Here is a 24,585-nt window from a genome sequence, read left to right as displayed (position 1 = left end):
CGCAGGCGGCGGCCGCCCAGACCGCGGCCGCCCAGGCGGCCCGGGACGGCCTGACCCGGCGGGAGCCGCCGCGCGCCGCGGCGGCGGACAGCCTCGGCGGATCGCGCGGGGTGCGACCGCCCGAGGGCCCGTCAGCGGCCGACTCCGCGGCCGAGGCCTAGCCCGGCCGCCGACGCGGCCCGGCCCGGCCCGGCCACTGCGCAGGGGCCCACCTCTCCGGAGGTGGGCCCCTGGCGTCTCGGCGGCCCGCCACCGCGCCGGCCACCACTCACCACCCGGTCCTCCCGCCCTGCCCCGCCCGTGGTGCCCCCGCCCGCCGGTCCACGCCGGTCCACGCCGCTCAAAGCCGGTACGGCCCCGGCACTGCCCGGGTTGCCGGAGTGCGCCGTAGGGTGACCCATGTGAACGACCGTTTGGTGTGGATCGACTGTGAAATGACGGGCCTGGACCTCGATCGCGATGCGCTGATCGAGGTCGCGGCGCTGGTCACCGACTCCGAGCTCAACATCCTCGGCGAGGGCGTGGACATCGTGATCCGCCCGCCGCAGGAGGCGCTCGCGACCATGCCGGAGGTGGTGCGCGAGATGCACACCGCCTCCGGACTGCTGGACGAGCTGGCCGACGGGGTGACCTTGGCGGAGGCCGAGCAGCTGGTGCTCGACTACGTCCGCGCCCATGCGCCGGAGGCCGGCAAGACCCCGCTGTGCGGGAACTCGGTGGCGACCGACCGCGGCTTCCTGTCCCGGGACATGCCGGCCCTGGAGGGGCACCTGCACTACCGGATCGTGGACGTCTCCTCGATCAAGGAGCTGGCCCGCCGCTGGTACCCGAAGGCCTACTACAACAGCCCGCAGAAGGGCGGCAGCCATCGGGCGCTGGCGGACATTCGGGAGAGCATCGCCGAACTGCGCTACTACCGGGAGGCGGTGTTCGTCCCGCTGCCCGGCCCGGACGGCGACGCCGCCCGGGAGATCGCGGCGAAGTACCAGCAGCCCCTCGGCTGAGTCCGCCCCCGAACGGCACCGGTGCCACCCCGGGTGGTGACCTGGGCCACACCGGTGCCGCCCAACCGCCGTCCGTGCTGGTCGCGCTGGAAAACCCTGGCGCGAGCACCCTCTCGGATCCTGTAGAGTTCTTCCTGTCAGCGCGGGAAACGCGCAGGACAGATGGTGGGCGTAGCTCAGTTGGTAGAGCACCTGGTTGTGGTCCAGGTGGCCGCGGGTTCGAGTCCCGTCGCTCACCCCAGTGCCGAAGGCCCGGTCTTCCGAGTGAAGATCGGGCCTTCGGCTTTTTCGCGTCGCGCCGCGCTCCGTCGGCCCGGGCCGCCCCATCCGCACCTCGTCGAACATCTTTCGCAGCCTCCCCTGCCCAGCGAGGCTACCGACCAGTAACATGGCTGCCATGACGACTCCCACGATCGGCCAGATGCTGACGGCGACCGTTCCCATGGTCCGCACCCTGAACCTGGAGTACCTGGAGACCACCCCGGAGCGGGCAGTGCTGCAGCTGCCGGACCAGCCGGACTACCACAACCACGTGGCCGGACCGCACGCCGGCGCGATGTTCACGCTCGGCGAGTCGGCCAGCGGCTGCATCGTCCTGGCGGCCTTCGGCGAGCAGCTCTCGCGCGCCGTGCCGCTGCTCGTGAAGGCCGAGATCTCCTACAAGAAGCTGGCCATGGGCGTGGTGACGGCCACCGCCACGCTGGGCCGCCCGGCTGCGGAGATCATCGCCGAGCTGGACGAGGGCAAGCGCCCGGAGTTCCCGGTCGAGGTCACGATCACCCGGGACAGCGACGGTGCCGTCACCGGCGAGATGCGGGCCCTGTGGACGCTGCGCCCCAACTCCTGATCCCGTGATCGTGCCGGCCGTGCGCCGGCACACGCGGAGTACCGGGGCGCGCGAGCGGGCGCGGAACAGGGCGTGAACCGAGTCGGACGGACCGCGCGCGCCGGGTCGCGGTCAGCGACCGCCAGAAGGGCCGAAAAGTGCCCCTGACCGGTCGTTCGGTTGACGCTGCGTCAACGCCGGGCGTGACCTCACGGCGGAGCGGCTCGTTCTCCCCTCACGTGCAAGCCAATCACGCGTCCCCACCGCCTCGGATCCCGAAGCAGCGCCAGTCGCCCGAGCGCCTCCCGGCACTCGCGCTGCACCGGGTGCCGGAGCAGCGCCGCGGACGTGGGGTGCGGTTCGCGGGGCCGCGCGTGCTGGCCGCCGGGGGTGCGGTGCTGGCGCAGATGTGGGGGCTCGGCATCGGGGTCGGCGCGGCGCACGCGACGACCGGCGCGCCGGCGGGCCCCGCGGTCCGCTCGGTCGGCGCAAGCAGTGCGCACGGTGCCGCGGGTCGGGCTCCGCAGGACGTTCCCGAGGCCCACCCGGTCGGCGCCGGCCCGAGTGGCAGCACGAGCACCGGCACGGGCACCGGCCAGACCGGATCGGCAGGGGTGTCGGGCGTCCTGGGCGCGGCGGGCGCGGCCGGCCTGGAGGCCGGCGGACAGGACGTGGACCAGCTGCTGCACGACCGGATCCGGACCGGCGGCCTCCCGCTCCCCGGCCAGGCGAACACGGTGCCGGACGCGTTCGCGCTCGCGGACACCCTGCTGCCGAGCGACCCGGCGCACGGCCGGACCCCGGAAGGGGCGGCGGTTGCTACGGGCGGCGAGCACGGCGAGCTGCCCGGCAGCTCCGCGGCGCGGGTCGGCCGAGGTGCCGACGGCAACGGCTCCGCGGCCGACCGGACCGCCCCGGTCGCCGGTGGCCGCGGCGATCGCGGAGCGGAGGCGGACGAGGGAAACCTCCCGCAGTCGGACGGGGCCGGCGGGACGGGTGGCACCGCTGACGGCGTGTCGGAGATCGCGGCGAGCGCCCGCAACGTCGAACCGGCCGCCTCCCGGGACAACGGTCGCACGGCCGTGGGCAGGGCCGCCCGCGCTGGCACGACCACCCCCGACGTGTTGAACGCGCCGGTCGTGGTGCCGGGCATCGACTCCTCCCTCACCGGCCTCACCGACGCGTCCGGCACCACGGCAGCCGAACCGCTCGCCGCCACCGGCACCGAGAACGCGGTGCTGATCCCGATCGCGGCCGGCCTGCTGCTGACCGGCGCCGCCATGTACAAGCACCGGGGACTCCCCCGCGGTCACTAGAGCCGCGGCCATGCCCGTGCCCGGCGCGGCTACCGGAAGGCGTCCGGTGGCGGTGCGGGCGACGAGGCGGCCGTCGCGTCGGTGACCACTGCTGCGCCGGCCGGGAAGGCGGCCAGCTCCGGACCGTGCAGCAGGCGGCCGAGGGCGGCGTCGGTCGCGATCAGGCGTCCGAGGTCGACCAGGGGCAGCGGGGTGTGGGCGGCGGCCAGGATCAGGTTGCCGAAGCGCTTGCCGCGCAGCACGGCCGGGTCGGCGACCAACGCGACCTCGGGGAAGACCGCCAGCAGGGTGGCGACCTGGGAGCGGGCGAAGGCCAGTGATCCGCCGTCGGCGATGTTGACGGCGTAGCGGCCGCCGGGGGCCAGGGCGCGGGCGGCCAGGGTGGCGAACTCCACCGTGGTGCAGTGCGCGGGGACCCGGGCGCCGGAGAAGACGTCGGTGATCACCAGGTCGGCGCCCGCCTCGGGTGCCCGCTCCAGGACGGCGCGGGCGTCGCCGCCGCGGACCTTGATCTGCCAGCCGGCCTGGAGCGGCAGTTCGGTCCTGATCCACTCGGTGAGCCCGGTGTCCAGCTCGGCGACCTGCTGGCGCGAGCGGGGCCGGGTGGCCGCGGCGTAGCGGGCCAGGGTCAGCGCGCCGCCACCGAGGTGCAGCACGCGCAGCGGCTTGCCGGGTTCGGCGGCGAGGTCGATCAGGTGGCCGAGGCGGCGCTGGTACTCGAAGGCGAGCCGGGTCGGGTCGGCGAGGTCGACGTGCGACTGCGGGGCGCCGTCCAGTAGCAGCGACCAGGCCTGCGGGTGGTCCCGGTCGGGGATCAGCTCGGCCAGGCCGGAGTCGGTCTGCTGCGCGCGCGGGCCGGTCGCGGCCGCTTCGGTGCTGGTCGGCCGCTTGCGCGGGGCCCGTCGCTCTCGTCCCATGGGGCGAAGTATCCCCTGGTGGCCGGGCGAACGCGCAGGTGGGAGCCGGGTTGCCGGCAGCGGGCCGCTACAGCGGGCCGAGCCCGCTGGCCGTCAACGTGCAGGCGGCCTCACAGAGGGCGGAGCGGAGCACCCAGGGGTCGGTGGCGACCGTGCGGGCGTCCGGACCGGCCGGCGGCACCAGCCAGCACGGATCGGTCGCGGTCAGCGCGACGGCTCCGGAGCTGCACGAGGTGCCGGGCAGGTGCCAGCTCGCCGCCGTACCGCCCGGGACCAGGAAGGCGACCGTCATCCCGACGCCCTGGGCCACCGAACCGCAGGCGCGGCGCAGCCGCAGGATGTCGAGCGCCTCCAGCCCGAGCCGCAGCGGAGCGGTGACGGTGTCGTACGGCTGCTGGTCACCGGCCCGGGCGGGACGGCCGCCGGGGCCGCGGAGCTCGGGGGCGGACCCGAGCAGGCGCGGCAGCTCGCCTGCCCGGAAACTGCGGAACTGCGGGATTCCGGTGACCATCATGCGTGGGCCCTCCTGGCTGGGTGCGCTGCTCGATTCGCTGTTCGGTTCGCCGTTCGGCGCGCTCCGCGCGACCCACACTTCCGCTTTCCCTCACGTTCGACTGAGCGCCGCCGGACTCCCCGGCCACTGAGGGAAACTGAGGATCCGTCAGTGAGAAAAAAGCACTGATGGTATGAATGGCAGTCGGAGCTGGACGATGACTAGGTGACACCTCGGGAGCGCCCCCCGGCTGCCCGATACCAACACAACGGGTCGGACGCGGGATTGGCCACGGGGCGCCTTACAGCAAGCCATGGCATTTCATGGCAGAACCCTCAAGAAATGTCGGATTTGACCTCAAATGAGGGCTATTTTCCGGCGAACCCATCGTGAGGCTGTGGTGACAGCCGGTACTGTCGAGCCATCGCCCCACCGGACCGCACGGTCCGCCGCGGCCGGCCCCCGTCCGGGCCCGGCCAGCGGGTCCGCCGCCGAGTCCGGCCGGGCGCAGCCGTCCGTCCCCACCGGTCGGCATGCCCCCGCACCGCCTCAGCCCGGAGCGCGCCATGGCCCCCGCAACCACTGTGCCCATCCCCAACACCGTGATGCGCGAGCTGCGCGGCGACCTGTCCCCCGCCGAGTTCGCGACCGTGATCCGGCGCGCGGCGCGGGAGATCGGTGAACACGTGTCCTGCGACGCCCGGTACATCGGCCGGGTGGAAGCCGGCGCGATCCGCTGTCCCAACTACGCCTACGAGCGGGTGTTCCGGCACCTGTGGCCGGACCACACGCTGACCGAGCTCGGCTTCGCACCGCGCACCGCGGTCCGCAACCGTCCCGCCCACCGCACCCCGCAGCATCTCGATCCACAGCATCTCGACCCACAGCATCTCGACGAGGAGAACGACGACGTGCTCCGCCGTACGTTCCTGCACGGTGGCCCGACCGCCCTGGCCACCGCGCTGGGCCTGGACGCCCCGGCGCGGGGAGCCACCGCGCCCAGCGCCCTCCCGCTGCCCGCGCAGCGAAAGGTCGGCCGGGCCGACGTCCGACTGGTCGAGCAGGCCGTCCGGGACATCCGGCTGGCCGACGACGCGCACGGCGGCGACACCCTCTTCGAGCGCGCCGGGCAGTCGCTGCGCCACGCCTACCTGTTGCTCAACGAGGGCGACTACTCGCTCGCGACCGAGCGGCAGCTCCAGGCCACCGCCGGCGAACTGGCCATCTCGGTGGGTTGGTTGGCCCACGACTCGCACCGGCTGGCGGACGCCAGGTCGTTCTACGCCGAGGCGTTGGCCACCGCCCGGATGGCCAACGACAGCGCCCTGGAGGCGCACGTCTTCTGCAACAGCGCCTTCCTCGCGCGGGACGCCGGCCGCCCGCGCGAGGCGCTGCGGGCCGCGCAGGCCGGCCAGAGCGCGGCCCGCCGGCTGGACTCCGACCGCCTGCTCGCGCTGCTCGCGATGCGCGAGGCCGGCGGCTGGGCGGTGCTGCGCGACCGGGGCGCCTGCGAACGGGCGCTGGCCCGGGGGTACCGGCTCTTCGACCGCGGCGAGGGCGAGGGCGATCCGGAGTGGATGTCGTTCTTCGGCGAGGCCGAGATCGCCGGCCTGGAGGCCCAGTGCTGGTCGGCGCTGGGCGACTGGGACCGGGCCAGCCGGTTGGCCGGGCAGGCGATGGCGCTGCAGCATCCGCAGTTCGTCCGCAACCGCGCGCTGTACACCGCGGAGTTGGCGCACGACCGGCTCGGCCGCGGCGACCTGGCCGGGGCGGGCGTGCACGGCAGCGCGGCGGTGGAGCTGCTCGGCCGGGTCCGGTCGGCCCGGATCCGCGCCATGCTCGCCGACACCGCCACCCGGCTGCGCGGCTTCGCCCAGGTCGACGAGGTCGGCGCGTTCTTGGCCGGCTACGACAACGCGCTCGCGGCCTGACCGCGACCGCCGGGGGCACCGGCCTTGGGGGTATCGGCCCCGGGGCTGCCGGCCCGTCAGGCGCCCGGCGAGTCCAGGTGGCTGTGGTCGTTCCAGATCTCGATCGCCGGCAGGCCGTACTCCCAGGAGAGCACCGAGAGCGCCGCCGTGCCCAGCTTGAGCCGCTGCCCGAACTCCGGTGCCTGGCCCAGCCAGCGCGCCGCCAGCACCCGCAGCAGGTGGCCGTGGGCGAAGACCACCACGTCCCGGTCGGCGGCGTGCATGGTGGTGGTGTCCGGGTGCGGGGTCCCGTGGTCCTCGGCGATCCCGGCCAGGAAGGCGTCGGCCCGGGCGCCCACGTCGGCCAGCTTCTCGCCCTCGGGGACGCCGTCCCGCCAGATCAGCCAGCCGGGGTGGTCGTGCTCGCGGATGTCGGCGCCGGTGCGGCCCTCGTACGCGCCGTAGTCCCACTCCATCAGTTCGGGGCGGTCCACGGCGCGGCCGCCGAAGCCGACCAGCTCGCAGGTCTCCCGGGCCCGGGAGAGCGGGCTGGTGTAGACGTCGGCGTCGGGCAGGCCGAGCCAGGGAGCGCGGCGCAGCCGGGCACCGAGGGCCCGGGCCATCTGCCGGCCCTCCTCGGTGAGCGGGATGTCGGTCCGACCGGTGTGCTGGCCGCTCGCCGACCAGGCGGTCTCACCGTGGCGGACGAGGATCAGACGAGCGGGCATCGCGGGCTCCATGGGTGGCTGGGCACCGGCACTCGGGCCGGCGCCAGGGCGGTGGATGCACTGAGTGGGTGCACTGACATGATCCCCTACCCGACGATTACCCAGGGGTACGCCCAGGTGCGTGACCCCGCCGGCGCGGGCGAGGGTGCGCGGCGGCAGCACCGTGAGCACCACGCTGTCGGTACCAGGTGCGAAACTGGCGAGCACCATGAACTCGCTCACCGATCAGGCCCGGCACCTGGCCGCGCTGCGGGGCGGGGCCGAGCCGCGCGGGCTGGACGCCCGGGCACTGGCCGCCCTCGCCGCGAACCCCGGCTGCCGCCGCCGGGCCCTGCTGGACGCCGCCGGGGTGGACAAGGGTGCCGTCGCCGGCCGCCTGGGCCGGCCCGCCCCGTTCGGCCGCTCGCCGTTCGCGATCGCCCGCGGCACCGTCTTCGAGGCCCGGCTGAAGGCCGACGACTGCGCCGCGCTGCTCGAACCCCTGCGCCGCCACCTCGGGCTGCCACCCGGTGAGGGCGACCGGCTGCACACCCCGGACCTGCTGCCCCGCTCGGGCCCGGCGGTCCGCGCCGCCCGCACCACCGAGGCACTGGCCGAGGCGGTCGCCGCCTCGCTGGCCGACCCCGGGGCGTGGACCCTGCTGGACCACCCGATGCTGCGGCTCACCGTGGCCGGCGCGCCCGCCTACCTGGAGCCGGACGCGGTGGTGGTGCACCAGGGGCGGTGCACCGTGGTGGAGATCAAGTCCTTCCCGGTGCTGGACGGCTCGGCCGACCCGACCAAGGTCGGCGCGGCCGCCCGGCAGGCCGCGGTCTACGTCCTGGCGCTGCAGCAGGCGGCCCGGGAGGCGGCCGGCGAGGCGCCCGGGCCGACCACCGGGCCAACCACTGCACCGGCCACCGAGCCGCCCGGCAGCCCGGCCTCGACCGTCCTGTTGGTCTGTCCCAAGGACTTCGGCCAGACCCCGGTGGCCGCCGCCATCGACGTCCGGCGCGAGGTGGCCACCACCCGGCGCCAGCTGGCCCGGATGACCCGGATCGAGGAGCTGCTGGCCGCCCTCCCCGCCGGCACCAGCTTCGACCTGGCGCCGAACGACTCCGGACAGCCGACCCGCCCGCCGGCCGAGCTGGCCGCCGCGGTGGCGGAGGTGCCGGCGGCCTACGGCCCGGAGTGCCTGTCGGCGTGTGAGCTGGGTTTCCACTGCCGGGCCGGGGCACGCACGGCGGACGCGGTCGAGCAGCTCGGGCGCGGCGTGCGGGCGGACCTGGGCGACCTGCGCACGGTGGCCGCCGTCCTGGCCGCCTGCAACGACGACGCCGGACCGACCCACGACGCGTCGACCGACGGCGAGTCCGCCGCCACCACGGACCGCGGCACCACGGACCACGACACCACAACCCACGGCACCACCGACCACGACACCACCGACCCCGCCGCCGCCCGGCTGCGCTACGCGGCCGCCCTGCGCGCCGAGGCGCTCGCCGCCCCGCCCGCCCCCATGGCCCTGGCCGAGGTGACCGGGTGAGCCTGCTGACCACCCTGGCCCGGCTCGAGGCGATCCGCAGCGGGCACGCCGAGCCGCTGGCCACCGTGCGCCACCGCCACCTGTCGGACCGCCCGATGGTGCTGGTCCCGCTGGCCACCGCGGCCGAGGACGGCGCCCCGCTGGCCGTGCTGCTCGGCACCGACCGCACCGACCCCCGGCTGCTGCTGGTGCCGCAGCCGCTCAACCGGGACCGCCGCGCCGAGTTCCTGGCCGCGCTGGCGGAGGAGCTGCTGCCCCACCTGGAGTCCTACGCCGGTGAGGTCGAGCTGATCGAGGGCTCGGAGAAGCACCCGGAGACCGGCGAGAAGGCCCCGACCACCCGGGAACTGTGCGCGGACGCGCCGCAGTTGATCGTGCCCAACAGCGGTTCGGTGCGCCACCTGGCACTGCTCGGCCGGGCCACCCGGTTCCGCCGCACCGCCGAGGACCCCGACCCCGGCCCGTACCCGGCACCGGCCAAGGTCCCGCTGCTCGGCCGCTGGCTCACCCACTACACCGAACGCGCCCAGGTGCCCGGTGCCAGCCTGCTGCTGCCGATGACCGGCCTGCTCGCCCGGCACTGGGCGACCGGGCAGAGCCTGCTGGAGGACCAGCACCTGGCCGCCCAACTCGCCTGGCACCTGACGCCCGAGGGCCTGACCGGCGCGCAGGCGGCCGAGTGGGCGGAGACCGGGCGCGGCGCCGACGGCCAGCTGCTGCACCCGCCGGCCGGCCCGGCCACCGACCCCCGGTTCGACGAGAAGCTGCTGGCCCCGGCGATCGGCCGGTACGACGCCGCGATGACCGGCCTGCGACAGGGCCGGGCCGGCGCCGAGCGCGAGGTCGCGGCGTGCGTCGCCGAGCTGCGCGAGCTGCTGCTCGGCGTCCTGCTGCCGACCTGGGCGGACGTCTGGGCCGGTCTCGACCTGCTGCGGACCCTGCCGCCGGGCGGGCACGTGGCCGAGCGCTGGGAGAGCGACCGCTGGTCCTTCACCGGCCACCGGGACCGGGTGGCGGCCGGCGAGCCGCCGCAGCCGCGGCTGGACGACGCGGTGACCGCCGCCCGCAAGCTGGCCCAGCGCGAGCGCGAGCAGGTCCGGCTGGACGTCCAGGAAGCGCTCGACGATCCGCTGGCGATGGCCGAACGGCGGCTGGCCGGCGAGGCGTTCAGCGGCACGGTCGAGGAGCTGGTGCCGGCCTGGGACACCGGCGGCCGCTCGCCCAAGCCGCGGCCGCTGCTGACCGTGCGCACCACCGACACCCCGCACGCCGACCCCGGCTGCGAGGTGCACCGGATCGGCGGGCCGGCCGCGCAGAAGGGCGAGGTGGTGGCCTTCGACCCGGAGGCGGGCCTGCTCACCATCCGGGTGCTGAACGGCATGGGCCGCCGCAAGGAGCCGGAGCCCGGCAGCCTGCCCGACGTGGGCGAGGCGGTCACCTACACGCTGTTCGAGCTGACGCCCCGACAGTCCGCGCCGCTGCCCGAGCCGGACGACACGCCCTGGACGCACGGCGGTCCCCCGGCGGCCACGCAGAGTTCGAGTTCCGTCCTGGATGAATGGGCATGAGCAGCACCGTGAGCGTTCCGAGCCCTCCCCCGGCCGCCGAGGCGGCCGACGCCGCGGTGGCGGCGATCCTGGACGCCGCCGTCCGCCCGGCCCCCGGTGCGCCGCGCGGGGTGGTGGTGGACTCGCCGCCCGGCGCGGGCAAGTCCACCCTGGTGGTGAAGGCGGCCCGGGAGCTGGTCGGCGCGGGCGAGCGACTGATGATCGTCGCCCAGACCAACAGTCAGGTGGACGACCTGGTGGACCGGCTGGCCGCGAAGGGCCCGGAGCTGACCATCGGGCGGCTGCACGCCGGCGAGTCCCGCCCGGCCGCCGAGGCGCTGCGGCATCCGAACGTGACCGCCAGCAGCAAGCCGGCGGACCTGCTGGAGCTGGACGTGGTGGTCTCCACCGCCGCCAAGTGGCAGTGGGTGAAGGACGTCGAGCCGTGGCGGCACGCGATCGTGGACGAGGCCTACCAGATGCGCTCGGACGCGCTGCTCGCGGTGGCCCGGCTGTTCCAGCGGGCGCTGTTCGTCGGTGACCCGGGGCAGTTGGACCCGTTCACGGTGGTCGGCACCGAGCAGTGGACCGGCCTGAGCTACGACCCCTCGACCAGCGCCGTGGTCACGCTGCTGGCGCACAACCCGGCGATCCGGCCGCACCGGCTGCCGGTCTCCTGGCGGCTGCCGGCCTCGGCAGCGCCGCTGATCTCCGAGGCGTTCTACCCGTTCACCCCGTTCCGCTCCGGCACCGGGCCGGACGAGCGGCAGCTGCGCCCGGGCCGCCGGGCGGACGGCAGTGCGGTGGACGCGGCGATCGACCTGGCGGCCGAGCACGGCTGGGCGCTGCTCGAACTGCCGGCCCGGCGCACCGTGCGCACCGACCCGCAGGCGGTGGCGGCGGTCGCGGCGCTGGTCGCCCGGCTGCTGGTGCGCGAGCTGGTCGCGGACTCGGAGCAGGGCCGGGTGCCGCTGACCGCGGGCCGGATCGCGGTCGGCACCGCGCACCGCGACCAGGCGGCCGCGGTGCGTGCCGCGCTCGGGGCGCTCGGCGTGCCGGTGGACCCGGCGGTCGGGCCCGCGGTGACCGTGGACACCGCGAACCGGCTGCAGGGGCGCGAGTACGACGTGACCGTGGTGCTGCACCCGCTCTCCGGCCGCCCGGACGCGACCGCCTTCCACCTGGAGACCGGGCGGCTGTGCGTGCTCGCCTCCCGGCACCGGCACGCCTGCATCGTGGTGGCCCGGGCCGGGATCCCCGAGCTGCTGGACGAGCACCCGGCCACCGATCCGGTGCAGCTGGGCAGCGCGATGCGGATCCCGGCCGGTTGGGCGGAGCGGATCGGCGGGCAGGTGATCCCGCTGCTGGAGCGGGTCGGGGCGCAGTTCCCGGACGGCTGGGAGGCCAACCACCGGGTCTTGCAGCACCTGGCGGAGCACCGGGTGCGCGGTTCGTGACCGCGGCCGGCGGGGTCGGCGGCGGTCGACGGGTGCCCGCGCGCCCCTGACGCCCCCGTGCCGCAAGCGGCTGCCCGGGCACCGTTCCGCCGGGGGCGGGGCGCGAGCGACAATGGACGACGGCCGCTCACCGACGACGTCTGTCGGTCCCAGCTACCTAAGGTGTCCTCGCATGCCCGATCGCCAAGACCCGCCGCGCCGACTCCGCCCGGTTTCGTTGATCTTCGAACCGGAGGCGTTGGTCGCCGAACCGGAGCGGTTCTTCCAGTTGGAGAGCATCGACGACCCGGCGGAACTGCTGCGGCGGTCGACCGAGTTGGCGCTGGCGTTCCGGGCGGCGGCGGAGCGGGCCACCGACTTCCAGGCGATCGCGGCGGCCCAGCTGGCGGACCCGCGCCGGTTCGACGCGCTCTCCCCGGCCGAGGTCGCGGCCCGGGCCGACTGGACGGCGGACTACGCGGCGCGGATGGTCGAGTACGGCCGCGGCCTGATGCGGCAGCCCGGCGCCGGCGAGGAGTAGCGCCCCGCCCGGGGCCGCCGAGGGGCCCGGCCGGGCGCCGGCCGGAGCGCGCCGCTGGCATATGCAGCGCGGCAGCGTACGCCGCCGACCCCGGTGCTGTCCGGCGAATCCGACTTTCGCTCCCGGCCCGTCCGGCACCGGAGCACCCTGCTGGACGTGGACATCTGGACGCATCACTCGGTGGAGTACCTGACCGTCGCCGGCGAAGCCTGGCTGGCCTCGGCGAGCGAGTACCCACGCAGTCTGCGGGCGCTCTGGGAGGCCCGGCCGTGGGCCCCGGCGGTGCTGCCCTGCGGCAGGGCCTTCGACGTGATCAGCCTGCCGGTGCTGTTCGGGCGGCGGGTGCTGGAGGAGCTCTGGTCCTCGGGGCCCGGGTGCGGGCCGGTGGCCGAGTACCGGGGGCGCACGCTGCTCTTCGTCCAGCCCGGGACCGCGCCACGGCTGCGCCGGCTGCTCGCCTGGGAGGAGTGGGCCAGGGACGTGCCGCCGCTGCTCTGCCACGGCCGCGGCGACGCGGTGACCGTGCCGCCGGTGCGCCGCCCCGAGCTGGCGGCCGCGCCCGGGCTGGGCGCCGGGCGCTGGATCGTGGCACCGGACACCCGGGAACCGTGGCTGCCGGGGGCCGGGGTGCTGCTGTGGGCCTGCGTCCGGGCCGCGCGCGGGCCCGAGGCGCAGCCGGAGCAGGGGCCCGCGGGCGGGCTGCCGACCCCACCGGCGGTATTCGATTTTGGCTCCGCCTGAGCCCGCTGCTAGAGTCTTCCCTGTCAGCAGGCGCCGCTAGCTCAGTTGGTTAGAGCAGCTGACTCTTAATCAGCGGGTCCGGGGTTCGAGTCCCTGGCGGCGCACCGACAGCCGGAAGGCCCTTCGCAGCAGCGAAGGGCCTTCCGGCGTTTTCCGTGCCCTGCCGCTCCCCCGGTCCGCCTCGGGTGCACCCCCGCCGTCGCAGGAGTGCACCCGGGGCCCGGTGTCGCCCGGGGTCCGGTGTCGCCCGGGTCCGGCTCAGCGGCCGCGCAGCTCCCGGTACTTGGCGACCAGCGCGGCGCTGGAGCTGTCCAGGTGCTCGCCGCCCTCGCCGGTCAGCAGCACCGGCTCGATCCGCTTGGCCAGCACCTTGCCGAGCTCGACGCCCCACTGGTCGAAGGAGTCGATGTTCCAGATCGCGCCCTGCACGAAGACCTTGTGCTCGTAGAGCGCGACCAGCTGGCCGAGCACCGAGGGGGTCAGCTCGTCCGCCAGGACCACGGTGGTCGGGTGGTTGCCGCGGAAGGTGCGGTGCGGGACCTGGAACTCGGCCACGCCCTCGGCGCGCACCTCCTCGGCGGTCTTGCCGAACGCGAAGGCCTGGGCCTGGGCGAAGAAGTTGGCCATCAGCAGGTCGTGCTGGGCGGCCAGGGCCGGGGAGAGCTCGCCGATCGGCTTGGCGAAGCCGATCAGGTCGGCCGGGATCAGCTTGGTGCCCTGGTGCAGCAACTGGTAGTAGGCGTGCTGGCCGTTGGTGCCGGGGGTGCCCCAGACCACCGGGCCGGTGGTCCAGCCGACCGCGCTGCCGTCGCGCTGCACCGACTTGCCGTTGGACTCCATGTCCAGCTGCTGCAGGTAGGCGGTGAACTTCGACAGGTAGTGCGAGTACGGCAGCACCGCGTGCGACTGGGCGTCGAAGAACTGGCCGTACCAGACGCCGAGCAGGCCGAGCAGGAAGGGGACGTTCTGCTCCAGCGGGGCGGTGCGGAAGTGCTCGTCGACCAGGCGGAAGCCGTCCAGCATCTGCTGGAAGGCCTCGGGGCCGATGGCGATCATCAGCGAGAGGCCGATCGCCGAGTCGTAGGAGTAGCGGCCGCCGACCCAGTCCCAGAACTCGAACATGTTCTGGACGTCGATGCCGAAGTCGGCCACGCCCTGGGCGTTGGTGGAGAGCGCCACGAAGTGCTTGGCCACCGCGTCCTGGCCGGCCCCGAGCTGCTCCAGCAGCCAGCTGCGGGCCGAGGTGGCGTTGGTGACCGTCTCGATCGTGGTGAAGGTCTTGGAGGCGACGATGAACAGGGTCTCGGCCGCGTCCAGGTCGCGCACCGCCTCGTGCAGGTCGGCGCCGTCCACGTTGGAGACGAAGCGGACCGTCAGGTCCCGCTGGGCGTAGGAGCGCAGCGCCTCGTAGGCCATCGCCGGACCGAGGTCCGAGCCGCCGATGCCGATGTTGACGACGTTGCGGATCCGCTTGCCGGTGTGGCCGGTCCAGGCGCCGCTGCGCACCCGGTTCGCGAAGTCGGCCATCTTGTCCAGGACGGCGTGCACCTCGGGCACCACGTCGACGCCGTCCACCTCGACCACCGCACCACGCGGGGCGCGCAGCGCGGTGTGCAGCACGGCGCGGTCCTCGGTGACGTTGATCTTCTCGCCGCGGAACATCGCATCGCGCAGACCGGCCACGTCGACCGCCTCGGCCAGCTCGCGCAGCAGGGTCAGGGTCTCGTCGGTGACCAGGTGCTTGGAGTAGTCCAGGTGGAGGTCGCCGACCTGCAGGGTGTAGCGGCTGCCGCGCTCGGGATCGGCGGCGAACAGCTCACGGAGGTGCGGGTCGCCGAGCTCCTCGCGGTGCTTTCCGAGGGCGGCCCACTGCGGAGTGCGGTCCAGGGGGGTACGGCCGTCGGGCTGCGGCATCGGTCTCTCCTCGAATTCGGTCCGGAAGCGCGTGCCCAGCCTACGGAACGCCCCCGGCCGCTGGCGCCACCACACCTGACGCAGTGCCGTCATTTCCGGTCCGAGCGCAGATCCAGGCCGCGCAGCACCTCGTCCACCAACTCCGGATCGGCGCCCGGCTCACCGCGCGCCAGCACCATCTCGCGCCGCGATGCGGCCAGCAACTCCTGCTCCACGGCCCGCAGTCTGCGCAGGTTGGCGACCCGCTGCCGGGCCTCGGCGGCCTCCTCCTCCTGGTACTGCTCCGGGCAGAGCCGCGCCAGCCGGTCATGCTGGCGTTCCCGGAGCTTCTCCACGATTTCCACCGGCAGCCGGTCCTGCTCCTCGAGTTCGGCCAGCCGCCCGAGCGCCGCCCTGGCCGCCCGCCACCAGAGCCGGCGTTCCTCCTGCTCGCGCCGGTCCAGGTGCGGGTCGATGCCCAACCGCCGGACCAGCCAGGGCAGCGAGAGGCCCTGCACCAGCAGGGTGAAGAGCACCACGCTGAACGCCGAGAAGACGATCCGGCCGCGGCCGGGGAAGTCCGCGCCCGCATGCGTGGTGAGCGGCACGGCCAGCGCCAGCGCGACGGTGGCCACCCCGCGCATGCCCGACCACCAGAGCACCACGGTCTCCCGCCAGCTGATCGGCACGTCCTCCTCCCCTCGGCTGAGCCGCTTGGAGAGCCAGCCGGCCGGCAGCAGCCAGACCAGCCGGACCAGCACCACCACGGCGATCACCACCGCCGCCTCGCCGAGCATCGAGTGCCACCCCGACCCGGCGTCCTTCAGCACCGTGGCCAGCTCCAGCCCGATCAGCCCGAAGGCCACCCCGGTGATCAGGATCTCCACGACGTCCCAGAACGCGCTGCCCACCAGCCGGTAGGCGACGTCGTCGGCGTCGGCCGCCCGGTCGGCCAGGTAGAGACCGACCACCACCACGGCCAGCACGCCCGACCCCTCGGCCGCCTCGGCCAGCGCGTAGGCGGCGAACGGGACCAGCAGGTTGAGCGCCACCTGCTGGGTCGGGTCGTCGAGCAGCGCGGCCACCTTGGTGGCCAACCAGCCGAGCACCACCCCGATCACCACGGCCAGCACCGCCGAGAGGACGAAGCGCAGCAGCGCGTGCGGCACCGAGAAGTCGCCGTCCACCACCGCCTCGACGGCCAGCGAGTAGACCACGATCGCGGTGACGTCGTTGAACAGCCCCTCGCTCTCCAGTATCGAGACCAGCCGCCGGGGCAGCCCGACGCTGCCGGCCACCGCCACCGCGGCCACCGGGTCGGGCGGCGAGACCAGCGCGCCGAGCGCCACCGCGGCGGCCAGCGGCAGGGTGGGCGCGAGCTGGTGGAAGGCGGTGGCCACCACGGTGGTGGTGACCACCACCAGGGCGACGGCGAGCAGCAGGATCGAGCGCAGGTTGGCCCGGAAGTAGGCGAGCGAGGCACGGCGGGCGACGGCGAAGATCAGCGGCGGCAGCACCAGCGGGAGGATCAGGTCGGGGTCGACGGCGACGTCGGGGATCTGCGGCACGATCGCCATCACCAGGCCGAGCACGGTCATCAGGACCGGCTGCGGGACCCCGGTGCGGCGGGCCAGCGGCATGGTCACCACGGAGGCGAGCAGGACCAGGAAGAGCAGGGACAACTGGCCCACGGGTGCATCCTCTCCGGAGCGGACAGAGTGAGTGTAGATATGACAAACCCACGCGGACCGGGGCGGCGCGCCGGGCGGCCCCCGGAGCCGATTCGGAGAATCGCCCGCCGACCGGGTAATGTTCTCCAGGTCAGCAGGCGCCGCTAGCTCAGTTGGTTAGAGCAGCTGACTCTTAATCAGCGGGTCCGGGGTTCGAGTCCCTGGCGGCGCACCGACAGCCGGAAGGCCCTTCGCAGCAGCGAAGGGCCTTCCGGCGTTTCTGCGTTCGGGCACCCGGACCGGGCGCGAGGCCTGGCGCCACCTGGCACTCCATGGCGCCATGGTGGCGCCATCCGCAGGGCACGCCGGGACACGACCCCGTCGCCCCGCTCCGATCGGCCCCGTCCGGCGCCACTCGGAGCCGCGTGATGCCAGCCCGGGGCTGCGTGACGCCATCCCGACGCCACGCCGACACCCTTTTGGCGCCATCCTGCTGGCGATGGCGCCATTCGTGTGCCATGATGGCGTCATGGACCTCACGCCGTACGTCGACAACCTCCGCCATGAGCTCGCGGTCGCCGCGGAAGCCGGGGGCGAGGACGCCCGGGCCCTGGCCGACCGGCTCACCTCGCCACTGGAGTCGGCGATCCGGCTCACCCTGTTGAACGCGCTCTCCGACGCCACCGGCGAGATCACCCTGGACCTCGCGCCCGGTTCGGTGGACCTGCGGCTGCGCGGCCTCGACCCGGAGTTCGTGGTGACCCCGCCGTTCGTGCTGGGCCCACCCGAGGCCGACGAGGCCCCGCTGCCGACCGCCCCCGCCGCTCCGCTCGCGCCGCCGCCCGGCGCCGCCGACGGCGAGGAGAGCGGTACCGCCCGGATCAACTTCCGCCTGCCCGCCCACCTCAAGTCCCGGATCGAGGAGACGGCCGCCATGGAGGGCCTGTCGGTCAACGCCTGGCTGGTCCGGGCCGCCGCCGCAGCCCTGGAACCCGCCCCCCGGACCACCCGGGCCCCCGCCGCCCGCCGCCAGAACTACACCGGCTGGGTCCGCTAGCCGGCCCGCCAGGGGCGCCGCGCCCCCGCACCACGTCACCCCGGCGACAGCGCCACCGCCGGACTTCACCCCGCCACCCACGGCGGGCCTCCGGTCCCGCACCTGCGGAACCGTCCACGAGCCACTGAGCCGAGAGGACGACACCGTCATGCCTACTTTCGCCACCCCCGAACCCATCACCGCCATCCTCGAGTTCGACATCGCCTCGGTCCGGATCACCGCGAGCGAGCGCACCGACACCCAGGTGACCGTGCTGCCGGCCAACCCCGCCCAGGAGGACGACGTGCGGGTCGCCGAGGGCACCAAGGTCAGCTGCGTGGACGGGCGGTTGCAGCTGAAGGCCCCGCGCAAGCGCTCGCCGTTCGGCCGCAGCGGCTCGCTGGAGATCACCGTCGAGCTGCCGACCGGATCGGGCCTGCAGATCAACGCACCGGTGGCGCACGTCACCAGCAGCGGCCTGCTGGGCGCCTGCCGGGTGCGCACCTCGCTCGGCGACCTCCGCCTGGACCGGACCGGCCCGGCCGAGCTGAAGACCGCGGGGACGGTGCGGCTCAACCAGGCTGCCGGCGACGCCGAGGTCACCGGGATGGGCCTGATCGAGCTCGGCTCGATCGACGGCACCGCCACGGTGAAGAACACCAACGGCGAGATCGTGGTGCACCGGGCCACCGGCGAGATCAGCGTGCGCTCCGCCAACGGCCGGATCGTGGTGGGCACCGCCGAGTCCGGGGTCGACGCCAAGACCGCGTTCGGCGACATCACGGTGGCCGAGGTGACCAGCGGCAAGGTGCAGCTGCAGACCTCCACCGGCCACCTGGAGGTCGGCGTCCGGGAGGGCACCGCCGCCTGGCTCGACCTCGACACCGCCTTCGGCGGCGTGCACAACGCGCTGCCCGCCACCGGTGCCCCGGCGGCCGGCGAGGAGACCGTCGAGGTCCGGGCCCGCACCGGGCTGGGCGACATCACCATCCGCCGCGCCTGACCACCCGCTCGGCCAGAAAGGACCCAGCGACATGACCGCACCGAGCGTCACCACCCTGCGCCCCACGGCCATCTCCGCCCTCGGCCTGACCAAGTCCTACGGCGACCGGCAGGTCCTCGCCGGGATCAACCTGAACATCCCCGAGGGCACGGTCTTCGCCCTGCTCGGGCCCAACAGCGCCGGCAAGACCACCGCCGTGCAGATCCTCTCCACACTGATCCCGGCCGACGCCGGCGCCGCCCAGGTGGCCGGCCACGACCTGGCCCGCAACCCCGACGGCGTGCGGGCCGCGATCGGGGTCACCGGCCAGTTCTCGGCGGTGGACAACCTGCTCACCGCCGAGGAGAACCTGCTCCTGATGGCGGACCTGCACCACCTGGACCGGCGCGAGGGCCGCCGCCGGGCCGCCGACCTGCTGCGCCGCTTCGACCTGACCGAGGTCGCCCGCAAACCCGCCGTCACCTTCTCCGGCGGCATGCGGCGCAAGCTCGACCTGGCGATGACCCTGGTCGGCGAGCCCCGGGTGATCTTCCTCGACGAGCCGACCACCGGCCTCGACCCGCGCAGCCGGCGCACCATGTGGGGGATCATCCGCAACCTGGTCGCCGAGCACCGGGTGACCGTCTTCCTGACCACCCAGTACCTGGACGAGGCCGACCAACTCGCCGACCGGATCGCGGTCCTGGACCACGGCCGGTTGATCGCCGAGGGGACGGCGGAGGAGCTGAAGCGCCGGATCCCCGGCGGCCACCTGCGACTGCGCTTCGCCGGCACCGAGCAGCTGACCGCCGCCGAACGGCTCTTCGCCCGCACCGGGCGCGACGACGAGGCGTTGACCCTGACCATCCCCGGCGACGGCGGCCTGCCCGCGCTGCGCGCCGTCCTCGACACCCTGGACCGCGCCGGGGTGCCGGCCGAGGAGCTCACCGTGCACACCCCCGACCTGGACGACGTCTTCCTCACCCTGACCGGCGACGGCGTCCCGCACTCGAAGGAGCCGGCCCGATGACCACGCCCACCCTCGCCCAGCCCGCGCGCTCCCGCATCCCGCTCTCCCACGCCGCCCGCGACTCCGTCACCATGCTGCGCCGCAACCTGAAGCACGCGCTGCGCTACCCGTCGATGACCGTCTCGGTGATCGCGATGCCGGTGATGATGCTGCTGCTCTTCGACTACGCCTTCGGCGGCACGCTGGGCAGCGGGATCAACGGCCTGCACGACGTGCCCGGAGCCTCGGGCGGCGCCGGCGGCCTGAAGTACATCGACTACCTCGCGCCCGGCATCATCCTGATGGCCGCCACCTCCGGGGCGCTGGCCACCGCGGTCGGGGTCTGCTCGGACAAGACCGAAGGCATCGTCAACCGGTTCCGCACCATGGCCATCTCCCGTGCCTCCTTCCTCACCGGGCACGTGGTCGGCAGCGTGCTGCAGACCCTGGTGAGCATCGTCGCGGTGATCGGCGTCGCGCTGGCGGTCGGCTTCCGCCCCACCGCCGACCCGCTCGCCTGGCTCGCCACCGCGGGCCTGCTGACCCTGGTCACGCTGGCCCTGACCTGGCTCTCCGCCGCCATCGGGCTGGTGGCCGCCACGGTGGAGAGCGCCAGCAACATACCGTTGCCGATGCAGTTCCTGCCCTTCCTCGGCAGTGCGATCGTGCCACCGTCCTCGATGCCGGGCCCGCTGCGTTGGTTCGCCGAGTACCAGCCGTTCACCCCGGTCATCGAGACCCTGCGCGGGCTGCTGACCGGCGCGCCGATCGGCGACCACGGCGTCGTCGCCCTGGCCTGGTGCCTCGGTCTGACCCTGCTCGGCTACCTGTGGGCCCGGCGCGCCTTCAACCGCGGCGCCGCCGTCTGACGTCCCCGTCGACTGACCTCCCCGCCGACTGCCGCCTCCTGGGCGGGAGTTCAGTCGGTCGGCCGGTCGAGCCCCTGCGCCAGGGCGCCGAAGGCGCGCTCCGCGTCGGCCGCCGCCTCCGGGTAGGCCTGGTCCGCGGTCCGCCCGGCCACCAGCTTGCGCCAGTTCTCCCGCCCCAACTCCTGCTGCACGGTGACCAGGTGCAGCGCAGCCAGGCGGGCGCCGAGGCCACCGTCGCCGTACGGCTCGGCCAACTCCTCGGCCAGCAGCTCGACGTCGCGCGCCGTGTAGGCGGTCAGCCGGGTCTGCAGGCTCCAGGTGGTGTGGAGCAGCCGCTGGAAGGCGACGATCTCCGGGTGGTCGTTCAGGCCGGTGATCGGATCCCGCCGGCGCAGCCCGTCCTGGAAGTGCTCGTGCAGCGCCCGCAGCGGGCTGCACCCGGTGGGGCGGGCGCGGACCACCCGGGCGGCCTCCCCCTGGTGGTCGGCGAAGCGGTCGAGGACCAGGTCCTCCTTGGTCGGGAAGTACCGGAACAGGGTCGGCTTCGAGACCTCGGCCGCGGCCGCGACCTCGGCGACCGAGACCGCGTCGAAGCCGCGCTCCAGGAAGAGCCGCAGCGCGGTGCCGGCCAGGTGCCACCGGGTCCGCTCCTTCTTCTGCTCGCGCAGGCCCAGCACAGGTTCCATGCCGATCACCCTAACCCAAATCCATGACCCGGTCACTTTCGTTACCCGGTTGCATTTTCTCTCGGAGGCGAGTTCAGTGGAGGCCACACCGACCGACGAGGAGAGCGACCCGTGATGCCCGAGAACCCGGACGTCCTGATCATCGGCGCCGGCCCCACCGGCCTGACCCTGGCCGGCACGCTGGCCCGACACGGCGCCACCGTCCGTGTGCTGGAGCGCGCCACCGCCCACCACCGCGAGTCCCGCGGCAAGGGGCTCAACGAGGCCGGCCTGGCCGCACTGGCCGACCTCGGGGTGACCGAGCGGCTGCACGCCGCCGGGGTGACCCGGCTGGTGCTGCGCAAGTACTTCGACGGCGAGTTCGTCAACGACACCGAGATCACTCCCTCGGGCCTGCAACTCGGCCAGTGGCGACTGGAGGCGATCCTCCGCGAGCGGCTCGCCGAACTCGGTGTCACCGTCGAACTCGGCTGCGAGCTGGTGGACCTGGCACAGGACGACGCCGGGGTCACCGCCACCCTGGCCGACGGGCGCCGCCTGCGGGCCCGCTACCTGGCCGGCTGCGACGGCGGCCACAGCACCGTGCGCAAGCTGCTCGGGCTGGCCTTCGACGGACACGGCGAGGCGACCGAGAGCATGGTCTGCGGCGACGTCGAAGCGGACGGGATCGACCGGGACCACTGGCACCAGTGGTTCGCCGCGGACGGCGGGGTGCTGCTCTGGCCGGTCCCCGGCACCCGGAGCTTCCAGTTCCAGGCCTCACCGGAGACCGACGAGCGCGGCACCCCGCTGCCGCCGTCCCTGGCCGGCTTCCAGCGGCTCTTCGACCGCTTCGCCAAGGTGCCGGGGATCGAGCTGGCCAACCCGACCTGGCTCTCCGCCTGGCGGGTCAACGTGCGGATGGTGGACCGGATGCGGGTCGACCGCGTCTTCCTGGCCGGGGACGCCGCCCACGTCCACCCGATCGCCGGCGGGCTCGGCATGAACACCGGGATCCAGGACGCGGTCTGCCTCGGCGACCGGCTCGGCCCGGTGCTGGCCGGCCGGGCGGCCGACACCCTGCTGGACGGCTACCAGGCGGAGCGCCTGCCGGCGGCGGCCTGGACCCTGCAGGCGACCAGCGACCGGCACGCGCACGCCGTGGCCGCCGTCCGGCAGCCGGGGCAGGGCACCGAGACCAGCGCCGTGACCGGCCGACCGCCGGTGGCCGGTGCCGGTTGAGGTTCAGCGCCGGCTGAGGTCCGGTGCCGGCTGAGGTCCGGTGCCGGCTGAGGTCCGGTGCCGGCTGAGGTCCGGTGCCGGCTGAGGTCCGGTGCCGGTTGGGGTCCGGTGCAGGTTGAGGTCCGGTGCCGGTTGAGGTTCAGTGCCGGCTCAGGTTCAGGCGGTCACCCGCTCCGGGTGGCAGCGCTCCGCCCAGCGCACCACCGGCCCGATCGCCAGCCCGGTCAGCACGAAGACCCCGCCCAGCACGAACCAGCCGGGCGCACCCCACCCGATGCAGAGCACCCCGAGGACCGAGGGGGCGACCACCTGCACCAGACCGTTGCCGATCTTGCCGATCCCGGTGTACTGGCCCTGCGCGTGGGCCGGCGCCAGCGTGTAGCGCAGCTGGAAGGACCCGGCCGCCTGCAGGATCTCGCCCACCGTGTGGACCGTGGTGCCGACGCCGATCAGCACCACCGCGCACCAGCCGGGCAGCCCGGCCGCCAACCCGATCAGGGCCATCCCGACCAGGAACGCCCACCCCGACCGGCGCCAGGCCCTGGCCCCGGTGGCGTTGGTGTCGATCCCGCGCCCGACCCGGACCTGCAGCACGACCACCAGCAGCGTGTTGGCCAGCGCCGTCGCCCCGACGAACCAGCGCGGCGCGTGGGTGTGCTCGACGATCCACAGCGGCAGCGCGAAGATCAGCACGTCACCCTGCATCGCGGTGACCGCCTCGAGTGCGGTGAACACCAGGAACGGGTGGTCCCGCAATGCGCTCGCCTTCTCCCGCCCGGCCGGCGCGGGCACCGGCGGCACCGAGGGCAGCTTCCTGGCCACCAGCGCGGTGACCAGGAAGCTGACCGCGTTGCCGAGCACCAGGCAGACGTAGGCGGTCCGCGAGTCCACCTGCACCACCAACGCGGCCAGCATGGCCCCGAGGCTGCCGGCGAGGTTCACCGCCGCCCGCAGGTACGCGCGCAGCGCCGCCGGCCGCGGCCCCGCCAACCCGCGCACCAGCGGCGCCCGCGCGGCCTGGCTCGCCGAACCGGCCAGCTCGGTCAGGCTGATCACCACGACGAACAGCCAGAAGCTGTGCACCAGCACCAGCGCCGCCATCGCCACCGCCTGCACGGTCAGCGTCGCCAGGTACACCTCCCGCGGTCCGCGCCGATCGGCCAACCGCCCCACCGGCACCCCGGAGACCAGCCCGACCAACGCCCCGATCCCCATCCCGAGCCCCACCTGACCGAGCGACAGCCCCACCGACCGGGTGAAGAAGAGCGCGGCGCTGACCATGAAGACCCCGCTGCCGACCATGTTCACGAAACTCGCCAGCGCGAGCACCCGCTGCGGCCCGGGCGGCAGCAGCACGCCGCGCCGGACCAGCCAGGAGACGGGAGGCCGGGGCTCCGCCGGGGCGGAGGAGTCCGTCGGGTCACCGGTCGTCAGCAGCACGGTCACAGATCACCTTTGCTCGGGGGGAGGGGGAGACCTCGGAGTATGGAGGTCCGCCGATCCCCCCGAAAAGGGCTGCCGGAACAGGGAAAACTCACACCCGGACGGGGAACACCCGAGCGCAGCGGTGGCGTTGGAATCGGTGAGCGGGCCGGGGAGAGCTGGGGTTTCGGGCGCCTTTCCAGGGCTTTGGCCGCTTTCGCCCCTGCCCGGTGCCGGGACGCACCGCTGCCCCGCCCCTCCCCGCTATCCTGGCCGCGGCACGGCCCTGACTGGAGGGCACGAGAAATGCGCGTCGGAATCACCGGGTACCGGAACCTCTCCGATCTGACCGAGATGCTGGTGCGGGGCGAGCTGTGGCGGCTGGTGACCACGTACGGGCCGTACGAGCTGGTCGGCGTGACCGCGCTGCGCCCCGGGCCGGAGACCTGGTTCGCGGAGGCGGTGCGGGAGCACGGCGGCAAGGTGGAGGTCCTGCTGCCCGCCGGCGGCGCCGAGCTGCCGCGGACCGAGATCGCCCGGGAGGCGACCGCGGTGCACCGGTTGGCGCCGAAGTCCGCGGGCGGGCTCGGGGACGACCTCGGGCGGGCCCTGGTCGGCATGATCGACGAGCTGATCGCGGTCTGGGACGGCACCGCGGAGGGTGACCAGCGCGAGCCGGCCGAGATCGCCGCGCTGACCCGCCGGGCCGGGCTCTGGGTGCACGAGATCTGGCCGGCCGGCTCCGAGCGCCCCCGCACGGCCTGAGCCCCGCCGCCCCCGGCCTGAGCCGCCCGCCCCCGCACCGCGTGGACC

General features: G+C 74.5%; 22 protein-coding genes and 3 tRNA genes. 18 read left to right on the top strand and 7 right to left on the bottom strand.

Translation table 11 applies throughout. The features are described 5' to 3' along the window. Window positions 1-401 precede the first annotated feature (401 nt). From orn to ACQRUO_RS18645, 4 genes are all read left to right on the top strand, one after another. Window positions 402-1,004 (top strand): oligoribonuclease, encoded by a 603-nt coding sequence (gene orn / locus ACQRUO_RS18660; RefSeq protein WP_428317088.1) that lies wholly within the window; start codon window positions 402-404, stop codon window positions 1,002-1,004. 165 nt (window positions 1,005-1,169) lie between these two features. Next, a tRNA-His gene (locus ACQRUO_RS18655) sits at window positions 1,170-1,245 on the top strand. 156 nt (window positions 1,246-1,401) lie between these two features. Continuing rightward, window positions 1,402-1,851, top strand: a complete 450-nt coding sequence (locus tag ACQRUO_RS18650) for a DUF4442 domain-containing protein (RefSeq protein ID WP_428317087.1) — start codon at window positions 1,402-1,404, stop codon at window positions 1,849-1,851. A 305-nt stretch (window positions 1,852-2,156) separates the two neighbouring features. Continuing rightward, entirely contained in the window at window positions 2,157-3,146 is a 990-nt protein-coding gene (locus tag ACQRUO_RS18645; protein ID WP_428317086.1) for a hypothetical protein, read from the top strand. Between the two features lie 29 nt (window positions 3,147-3,175). Here the strand turns inward: ACQRUO_RS18645 and ACQRUO_RS18640 are convergent, their stop codons facing one another. Continuing rightward, window positions 3,176-4,063 (bottom strand): spermidine synthase, encoded by an 888-nt coding sequence (locus ACQRUO_RS18640; RefSeq protein ID WP_428317085.1) that lies wholly within the window; start codon window positions 4,061-4,063, stop codon window positions 3,176-3,178. A gap of 67 nt (window positions 4,064-4,130) precedes the next feature. Then, a complete protein-coding gene (locus ACQRUO_RS18635; RefSeq protein WP_428317084.1) occupies window positions 4,131-4,577 on the bottom strand; it encodes a hypothetical protein in 447 nt (148 codons plus the stop codon). A 545-nt stretch (window positions 4,578-5,122) separates the two neighbouring features. Here ACQRUO_RS18635 and ACQRUO_RS18630 point away from each other — a divergent pair. Further along, window positions 5,123-6,487 (top strand): tetratricopeptide repeat protein, encoded by a 1,365-nt coding sequence (locus ACQRUO_RS18630; RefSeq protein ID WP_428317083.1) that lies wholly within the window; start codon window positions 5,123-5,125, stop codon window positions 6,485-6,487. Between the two features lie 56 nt (window positions 6,488-6,543). Here the strand turns inward: ACQRUO_RS18630 and ACQRUO_RS18625 are convergent, their stop codons facing one another. Beyond that, window positions 6,544-7,194, bottom strand: a complete 651-nt coding sequence (locus ACQRUO_RS18625; protein ID WP_428317082.1) for a histidine phosphatase family protein — start codon at window positions 7,192-7,194, stop codon at window positions 6,544-6,546. A 208-nt stretch (window positions 7,195-7,402) separates the two neighbouring features. Here ACQRUO_RS18625 and ACQRUO_RS18620 point away from each other — a divergent pair, with 208 nt between their 5' ends. The 6 genes from ACQRUO_RS18620 (at window position 7,403) to ACQRUO_RS18595 (ending at window position 13,088) form a co-directional block, all read left to right on the top strand. Next, window positions 7,403-8,719: a hypothetical protein gene (locus ACQRUO_RS18620; RefSeq protein ID WP_428317081.1), complete on the top strand. Its 1,317-nt coding sequence runs from the start codon at window positions 7,403-7,405 to the stop codon at window positions 8,717-8,719. Further along, window positions 8,716-10,287: a hypothetical protein gene (locus ACQRUO_RS18615; protein ID WP_428317080.1), complete on the top strand. Its 1,572-nt coding sequence runs from the start codon at window positions 8,716-8,718 to the stop codon at window positions 10,285-10,287. Before ACQRUO_RS18620 ends, ACQRUO_RS18615 begins: the two co-directional genes overlap by 4 nt. Next, window positions 10,284-11,723: an AAA family ATPase gene (locus tag ACQRUO_RS18610; RefSeq protein ID WP_428317079.1), complete on the top strand. Its 1,440-nt coding sequence runs from the start codon at window positions 10,284-10,286 to the stop codon at window positions 11,721-11,723. The genes ACQRUO_RS18615 and ACQRUO_RS18610 overlap by 4 nt, the downstream gene beginning before the upstream one ends. A gap of 172 nt (window positions 11,724-11,895) precedes the next feature. After that, entirely contained in the window at window positions 11,896-12,243 is a 348-nt protein-coding gene (locus ACQRUO_RS18605; protein ID WP_428317078.1) for a hypothetical protein, read from the top strand. Between the two features lie 156 nt (window positions 12,244-12,399). Next, entirely contained in the window at window positions 12,400-12,984 is a 585-nt protein-coding gene (locus ACQRUO_RS18600) for a bifunctional DNA primase/polymerase (protein WP_428317077.1), read from the top strand. 30 nt (window positions 12,985-13,014) lie between these two features. Beyond that, window positions 13,015-13,088, top strand: a tRNA-Lys gene (locus tag ACQRUO_RS18595). 154 nt (window positions 13,089-13,242) lie between these two features. Here ACQRUO_RS18595 and pgi read toward each other — a convergent pair. Beyond that, the gene (gene pgi / locus ACQRUO_RS18590; protein ID WP_428317076.1) at window positions 13,243-14,898 is read right to left on the bottom strand and encodes a glucose-6-phosphate isomerase; all 1,656 of its coding nucleotides are present in this window, start codon (window positions 14,896-14,898) and stop codon (window positions 13,243-13,245) included. An 89-nt stretch (window positions 14,899-14,987) separates the two neighbouring features. Then, entirely contained in the window at window positions 14,988-16,568 is a 1,581-nt protein-coding gene (locus tag ACQRUO_RS18585) for a Na+/H+ antiporter (RefSeq protein WP_428317075.1), read from the bottom strand. A 137-nt stretch (window positions 16,569-16,705) separates the two neighbouring features. Between ACQRUO_RS18585 and ACQRUO_RS18580 the strand changes: the two genes are divergently transcribed. The 5 genes from ACQRUO_RS18580 to ACQRUO_RS18560 all read left to right on the top strand — a co-directional run bounded on the left by ACQRUO_RS18580 (window position 16,706) and on the right by ACQRUO_RS18560 (window position 20,443). Beyond that, window positions 16,706-16,779 (top strand) — tRNA-Lys (locus ACQRUO_RS18580). A 297-nt stretch (window positions 16,780-17,076) separates the two neighbouring features. Next, window positions 17,077-17,604 (top strand): toxin-antitoxin system HicB family antitoxin, encoded by a 528-nt coding sequence (locus ACQRUO_RS18575; RefSeq protein ID WP_428317074.1) that lies wholly within the window; start codon window positions 17,077-17,079, stop codon window positions 17,602-17,604. Between the two features lie 148 nt (window positions 17,605-17,752). Further along, window positions 17,753-18,586: a DUF4097 family beta strand repeat-containing protein gene (locus ACQRUO_RS18570; RefSeq protein ID WP_428317073.1), complete on the top strand. Its 834-nt coding sequence runs from the start codon at window positions 17,753-17,755 to the stop codon at window positions 18,584-18,586. A gap of 31 nt (window positions 18,587-18,617) precedes the next feature. Further along, on the top strand, window positions 18,618-19,595 hold the full coding sequence (locus tag ACQRUO_RS18565; RefSeq protein WP_428317072.1) for an ATP-binding cassette domain-containing protein: 978 nt from the start codon (window positions 18,618-18,620) through the stop codon (window positions 19,593-19,595). Next, a complete protein-coding gene (locus ACQRUO_RS18560) occupies window positions 19,592-20,443 on the top strand; it encodes an ABC transporter permease (RefSeq protein ID WP_428317071.1) in 852 nt (283 codons plus the stop codon). The genes ACQRUO_RS18565 and ACQRUO_RS18560 overlap by 4 nt, the downstream gene beginning before the upstream one ends. Before the next feature lie 50 nt (window positions 20,444-20,493). Here the strand turns inward: ACQRUO_RS18560 and ACQRUO_RS18555 are convergent, their stop codons facing one another. Beyond that, window positions 20,494-21,129, bottom strand: a complete 636-nt coding sequence (locus tag ACQRUO_RS18555) for a TetR/AcrR family transcriptional regulator (protein ID WP_428317070.1) — start codon at window positions 21,127-21,129, stop codon at window positions 20,494-20,496. 114 nt (window positions 21,130-21,243) lie between these two features. Between ACQRUO_RS18555 and ACQRUO_RS18550 the strand changes: the two genes are divergently transcribed. After that, a complete protein-coding gene (locus ACQRUO_RS18550) occupies window positions 21,244-22,350 on the top strand; it encodes an FAD-dependent monooxygenase (RefSeq protein ID WP_428317069.1) in 1,107 nt (368 codons plus the stop codon). Window positions 22,351-22,506: 156 nt separating this feature from the next. Here the strand turns inward: ACQRUO_RS18550 and ACQRUO_RS18545 are convergent, their stop codons facing one another. Continuing rightward, window positions 22,507-23,790, bottom strand: coding sequence for an MFS transporter (locus ACQRUO_RS18545; protein WP_428317068.1), 1,284 nt, complete (start codon window positions 23,788-23,790; stop codon window positions 22,507-22,509). A 288-nt stretch (window positions 23,791-24,078) separates the two neighbouring features. Here ACQRUO_RS18545 and ACQRUO_RS18540 point away from each other — a divergent pair, with 288 nt between their 5' ends. Continuing rightward, window positions 24,079-24,537 (top strand): hypothetical protein, encoded by a 459-nt coding sequence (locus tag ACQRUO_RS18540; RefSeq protein WP_428317067.1) that lies wholly within the window; start codon window positions 24,079-24,081, stop codon window positions 24,535-24,537. Window positions 24,538-24,585 lie beyond the last annotated feature (48 nt).

Origin of the sequence: Kitasatospora sp. LaBMicrA B282 (assembly GCF_050325825.1) — a bacterium.
Lineage (GTDB): Bacteria > Actinomycetota > Actinomycetes > Streptomycetales > Streptomycetaceae > Kitasatospora.
The sequence above is the reverse complement of the archived record's forward strand: the minus strand, read 5'-3'. Positions and strand labels throughout refer to the sequence as shown.

Excerpts from the sequence above, each read along its gene's own strand:
- ACQRUO_RS18650 (WP_428317087.1), top strand. The coding sequence starts at position 1,402 with ATGACGACTCCCACGATCGGCCAGATGCTGACGGCGACCGTTCCCATG.
- ACQRUO_RS18640 (WP_428317085.1), bottom strand. The coding sequence starts at position 4,063 with ATGGGACGAGAGCGACGGGCCCCGCGCAAGCGGCCGACCAGCACCGAA.
- ACQRUO_RS18635 (WP_428317084.1), bottom strand. The coding sequence starts at position 4,577 with ATGATGGTCACCGGAATCCCGCAGTTCCGCAGTTTCCGGGCAGGCGAG.
- ACQRUO_RS18630 (WP_428317083.1), top strand. The coding sequence starts at position 5,123 with ATGGCCCCCGCAACCACTGTGCCCATCCCCAACACCGTGATGCGCGAG.
- ACQRUO_RS18625 (WP_428317082.1), bottom strand. The coding sequence starts at position 7,194 with ATGCCCGCTCGTCTGATCCTCGTCCGCCACGGTGAGACCGCCTGGTCG.
- ACQRUO_RS18620 (WP_428317081.1), top strand. The coding sequence starts at position 7,403 with ATGAACTCGCTCACCGATCAGGCCCGGCACCTGGCCGCGCTGCGGGGC.
- ACQRUO_RS18610 (WP_428317079.1), top strand. The coding sequence starts at position 10,284 with ATGAGCAGCACCGTGAGCGTTCCGAGCCCTCCCCCGGCCGCCGAGGCG.
- ACQRUO_RS18605 (WP_428317078.1), top strand. The coding sequence starts at position 11,896 with ATGCCCGATCGCCAAGACCCGCCGCGCCGACTCCGCCCGGTTTCGTTG.
- pgi (WP_428317076.1), bottom strand. The coding sequence starts at position 14,898 with ATGCCGCAGCCCGACGGCCGTACCCCCCTGGACCGCACTCCGCAGTGG.
- ACQRUO_RS18575 (WP_428317074.1), top strand. The coding sequence starts at position 17,077 with ATGGACCTCACGCCGTACGTCGACAACCTCCGCCATGAGCTCGCGGTC.
- ACQRUO_RS18570 (WP_428317073.1), top strand. The coding sequence starts at position 17,753 with ATGCCTACTTTCGCCACCCCCGAACCCATCACCGCCATCCTCGAGTTC.
- ACQRUO_RS18565 (WP_428317072.1), top strand. The coding sequence starts at position 18,618 with ATGACCGCACCGAGCGTCACCACCCTGCGCCCCACGGCCATCTCCGCC.
- ACQRUO_RS18560 (WP_428317071.1), top strand. The coding sequence starts at position 19,592 with ATGACCACGCCCACCCTCGCCCAGCCCGCGCGCTCCCGCATCCCGCTC.
- ACQRUO_RS18555 (WP_428317070.1), bottom strand. The coding sequence starts at position 21,129 with ATGGAACCTGTGCTGGGCCTGCGCGAGCAGAAGAAGGAGCGGACCCGG.
- ACQRUO_RS18550 (WP_428317069.1), top strand. The coding sequence starts at position 21,244 with ATGCCCGAGAACCCGGACGTCCTGATCATCGGCGCCGGCCCCACCGGC.
- ACQRUO_RS18540 (WP_428317067.1), top strand. The coding sequence starts at position 24,079 with ATGCGCGTCGGAATCACCGGGTACCGGAACCTCTCCGATCTGACCGAG.